3 protein-coding genes and 1 pseudogene are annotated in these 4,651 nt (G+C 66.9%); 1 reads left to right on the forward strand and 3 read right to left on the reverse strand.

What is annotated here, in order from left to right:
* Nucleotides 1-928: 928 nt before the first annotated feature.
* The gene (locus EES42_RS44275; RefSeq protein ID WP_124723835.1) at nucleotides 929-1,255 is read left to right on the forward strand and encodes a hypothetical protein; all 327 of its coding nucleotides are present in this window, start codon (nucleotides 929-931) and stop codon (nucleotides 1,253-1,255) included.
* 221 nt (nucleotides 1,256-1,476) lie between these two features.
* Here EES42_RS44275 and EES42_RS44280 read toward each other — a convergent pair whose 3' ends face one another.
* From EES42_RS44280 to EES42_RS44290, 3 genes and pseudogenes are all read right to left on the reverse strand, one after another.
* Nucleotides 1,477-2,817, reverse strand: coding sequence for a PIN domain-containing protein (locus tag EES42_RS44280; RefSeq protein ID WP_124723836.1), 1,341 nt, complete (start codon nucleotides 2,815-2,817; stop codon nucleotides 1,477-1,479).
* 274 nt (nucleotides 2,818-3,091) lie between these two features.
* Nucleotides 3,092-3,352, reverse strand: a pseudogene (locus EES42_RS44285) (transcriptional regulator); the annotation flags it as partial.
* Between the two features lie 239 nt (nucleotides 3,353-3,591).
* Nucleotides 3,592-4,651, reverse strand: a 1,060-nt coding sequence (locus EES42_RS44290; RefSeq protein ID WP_206434018.1) for a HEAT repeat domain-containing protein, incomplete at its 5' end; no start/stop codon positions are given.

Here is a 4,651-nt window from a genome sequence, read left to right on the forward strand (position 1 = left end):
CGCGCCAACCATGACGATCCGCCAAGGCGGATCACTACCAGCCACTCCGTGCCTGGTAGTCGGCCCGCTATGCGGGCGGCTGGCTGCGAAGAGGGCGCTCTCGTCCCGAACCGGAGGGGTAGCCGAAACTTTGACCCACAATCAGGCCCCGCACCCCACGAACCCCATAACTGCCCCCAACAACCGGTGTGCGTCATTCTTGAACCGGGCTGGCTTTAGGACTCAGCGCGCACCACCTGGTGCCTGCCTCGTCCCTCGAAAACCTCACCTCGTTGAATCCGAATACTGACGGCAAATCAATCCGGAAAACTCTCCAAGGCTCCGCCATTCCGCGCTCTGAGCATGCGTCAAAATCCAACCAGGCTCCTTTGTGGAATCAGCACGCACACCCTGCTCAATTCTAATCAGGAAGGTCAAAGGACAGTGCCGTGGAGCGCGCGGCGGTCTGAGGAGTGCGGGCGTAGCGGCGGGCGGCGAGGCCGTCGACGGCCTGGAGCGAGGCGGCGACCGCAGGTCCGCCGGCGGTTCGTCCGGAGGCGGTTCGTCCGGAGGCGGTTCGTCCGGAGGCGGTTCGTCCGGAGGCGGGACGGCGCGGATATCGCGGACGGCTTGGCGGACACCACGTGCACGGCGGCCGGGTCAAGGGCCTGAAGGCCGCTGTGAGCGAGCATGGAGAGGCGGTGGGCGCATCATCAGGTCGGCGACGTCGCCGGAACGCGCGGAGACGGCAATCAGGGCGCGCTGGGACAGGCCCGCAGTCGAGCACGGCCGCGGGTCGACACGTCGGTGTCTCACATGCAGGATTTCTGCGGCCTGGATGGCCCCAGGGCGTGGGCGACGTCAAGCAGCCGGGACACCCGTGACCAGCCGATGCCGGGCCCACCCCCTCTTGGAGCTCCCGCCCCGCTGACCAGGTATTCCTCACTCAATGACCAGCCAATCCTCACTGCTTGTCCAGCAGCAGCGCCCGGCCATCCCTGCTCAACACCCCGTAAAAGCACCCGAATCGGCCCGGCCCACAGCCCCCAAGGGCGGACACCAGACTGAGAACCATCCCGGACACGGAAGCGAGAACTCCCACAACCACCTCAAGTGCCCCGACACGTTCGTGTGGCCGCTGAACTTCCCCACCGGCGACATCCGGCCCCCGCGGGCCCGGGACGCCCGGACAGGCACCGACTTCGACCCCGACCCGGACGGCGGCGAGGACGCACCCACCCCTGAGGCCCGGCCCGCGCTCCGGCTAGCTGGCTGAACCGCTACAGCCTGTCGCGCACCACCACGGCGCCCCCGGACAAGGAGGGCGCCGTCGTCGTTCTCGGCCGGGGCGCAGCGGGTGGCGGTATGCCGCCGATCAACGCCGTTCACGCCAAGCGGGGCAAGCTGCCGAGGGTCGAGCCGATCGCTCAGCAGATGGTCGAGGACCGGGTCCGGCTGCGCGGCATGATGACGGACCTGGAAGACAACGCCGGGGCTTTACTCGTCATCCGGTTGGTCGAGCTTCCATTCTCGCAGCCGACTCAGCAGTTCGATACCTGCCTGGCGCAGAGCTTCGCTCTCTCCGTAACTCAACCGCGACCGCAGCAACTCCTCAACGCGACTCAGGTCGGCGTCCGGCGTCGGGAGCGACTCAGTGATCCAGCGGAGGAGTTCCTGATCGATCGTCGGCGAAGGGAGATGGCGGGCGATCCGGTGAAAGACGTCCGGGTCGATCTCCGTAGCCGCGAGGAGATGTTCGACCCGACGGTCCTCGTGGGCCAACCTCGCGGCGTCTTCAACCTGCAACGGCTCGCTCCTCGGAATGCTGGCCGTCTCCTCGTCGGCGAGCGGGGCGGGTGGCTGCGCCCGCAGGACGGTGACCCCCTTCTCGGGAGCGGTCGTACTCAGGAGGATCCGAGTTGTCCACGCAGCGTACGTCCTTGCTCCGTCGAGACGTCGGCTGCTGTCACGGGCACGTCCAGAAAGCAGCCAGCGTGCTGTGGCCGTGCACCACTTGTGCCCGTCGATCTCGTACGCGCGGATCTCGTCCACCGTGCTGAGCGTTGCCGCTGGCGTTCTTGTCCAGATCCCCACCCGCTGCTGTGACGGCTCGTTTGCGCCGTTGAGGATGACCGTGGCCGTGAAGGGTGCTGTGATAAGAGCCTGATGGTAGAGCGATGACCGCCCTTCCTGCGCTTTCAGAAGGCTTCTCACCTCCTCTTCCGAGACCTCTACTTCGGTGGCGAGCTCGTCGACGACCCCGTCAAGGGAGGTGTACAGGGCGAAGCGGTCCTCCAGCCCCTCAATGTCTTCAGCCAGGGCAGGCGGGAATTCGCTTCCATCGCCGAAATCGTCGGTGTTGTTGCTGATGAAGTAGACCTTCTCGGAAGGATGCGCCTTGGCGTACTCGACGGCGGACAGCCAGATTGCTGCGTCACGGGCTCCGGTCTTATGCCTGCCGCTGTTGACCGTCTTGCAGGGCGCGATGAGGTTCGCCTCGCGGAACAACGCCCGCTCATAGACCCGGGCACTGGTATGAAGGATGTCCGCGACCTGGGCGTACTGCTCCCGCCAATGCTCACGGACGCGATCCAAGTCGAGTTCTCGCGGCCCGTGAATGCGGCCCCAAGGCGTGGCCCTCCTCAGCGCCTCCACAGCGCCTACGGCAGCTGCGTGCTTGACCTCGTAGGCCAGGGCCTGTTGGGCAGCGAGTTCCTCCATGGCGATCCACGGAGCAACCACCCGCTCAGCCCCGGATGCTCGGATCGTCCGGAGCAAGTCGGCAACGGGACCCCGAAGTGAGATCCCCTTGAGGATGTTCGCGTCCAAAATGATCAAGCAGCTGCCCTCCCCGGCGGTGAATCTGATCAAGGGTCTCAGGAAGTAGCCCGGTGTATAGGCGAATTCGAGGGCCGTACGCGAGGAACCTTTACCCGTACCCGGCCCCACAGGGCGCCAGGGAAGATCACTTCTGGGGCGTCGCCGTCCGCAGCATCCCACCAACCCGGCCACACGTCCGTACGCCGCTCTGTGCCGCGAACGCGAGTCGCCCCGGGCTTTTGGGAGACCCGGGGGCGACTGACAGGCGCTCAGAGAGGCGTACAGGGGCGTTCTAGGCGGCGAAGTCTATGTTGGTGACGTACTCGTACTGGCCCCACTGGGATCCCAGGTCGACGATGACGTCCTCCCAGGCGTCGTCCAGGGCCTGGTGGTCGCCGGCCGCCCAGGCGTCGACGATGCGGTCCCAGCGGCGGACGTTCATCGCGCGGTACTCCACCAGCCGCTGGAGCGGCCGCGGCACCTGCGACTGGTTCAGCGGATGGATCTCCACCCGCGTCCCGCCAGCAGCGTTCAGGCGCCGCAGAAGGTGCCGCCCGCCGCCTACCGGGCACTGCTCCAGTTGCGGGCGCAGCGAGCCGGGAGCTTTCGGTACCGCTGGTGCTACCGATCTGTTCTGGAAACGCAGAGCAGACGCGGCCGCCTGCCGCAACCGCGCGTACCTCGTTCGCCTGGAGCGGAAGGTGGTGCGTAGCAAGATGTGCGGCGTGCCCGTCGCTCCCGAAGTGTCAACGCCCTCCGGCCTTGCATAGCCGTCCTGCTCGAAGCAGCAGCTCACTCCGGCCAGCCACTCGCTAGCGCCTCCACAGCCGCCGTGCGGACGATCTCGTGTGGGTCGGCGGCGGCTGAAAGCACAGCCCGACGAGCCTCCTCATCACCCGGCCAACCCACCCCCAACGCTGCCACAACCGCTCTGCGGACGGTCTCGTGTGGGTCGGCGGCGGCTGAAAGCACAGCCCGGCGAGCCTCCTCATCACCCGGCCAACCCACCCCCAACGCTGTCACAGCCGTCCTCAGGATCCTCCTGCCCAGGTCGGCGGCGGCTGAAAGCACGGCCTGACGAGCCTCCTCATCGCCCGGCCACCCCTTCGCCAGCGCCCTCACAGCCGTTTCCCGGACGACCTCGTCTCGGTCGGCGGCGGCTGAAAGCACAGCCCGACGAGCCTCCTCATCACCCAACCAACCCTTCGCCAGCGCTGCCATAGCCATTCTCCGGACGATCTTGTCTGGGTCGGCGGCGGCTGAAAGCACAGCCTGACGGACCTCCTCATCGCCCGGCCACCCCTTCGCCAGCGCCCTCACAGCCGCATCGCGGACTTGCCCATGCGGGTCCTTCGCGAGTCGGAGTGCCGCCTCCTTGGTTTCGGAGACATGCAGCCAGGTTGTGGTGAGTGCGATCAGGGCGGCGCGACGGGAGTCCGCGCTGGGGAGGCGGGTGGAGGCGAGAAGGACAGCAAGTTCGTCGGCGGGCTGGAGGAGGTCGTTTCCGGGTATGACGATGCGTTGCAGGACTTGGATCGTCGCTTCCTCGCGCTCGCTGACCTCGTGTGCTTTGTCCAGGGCGGCGGCGATGTCATCGAGTACGGGTTGCGTGAGCAGGTCGGTTGCCAGTAACGGTTGAGGGGTCTGGCCTGGCTCGGGATGAGGGGGAGCGAAGTTGACCGCGCCGGGTTGGCGGGCGAGGCGTTGAGCCTCAATGCGGGCGCGGGTCCAGAGATCTTCAAGGGCTCGCATGCGGGTGGCTGTGCGGTCGGCTTCCTGTTGGGCGGTGGCTTTGTGTTGCAGGGCTCGATGCGTTTCGTCGCGCAGGCGGGCGGCTTCGTCGAGGCGTGCG

The sequence above is a fragment of the Streptomyces sp. ADI95-17 genome (assembly GCF_003846175.1).
Classification (GTDB): domain Bacteria; phylum Actinomycetota; class Actinomycetes; order Streptomycetales; family Streptomycetaceae; genus Streptomyces; species Streptomyces sanglieri.

What these genes read in the sequence shown, in the direction of transcription:
- EES42_RS44275 (WP_124723835.1), top strand. Translation starts at nt 929, where the DNA reads ATGACCAGCCAATCCTCACTGCTTGTCCAGCAGCAGCGCCCGGCCATC.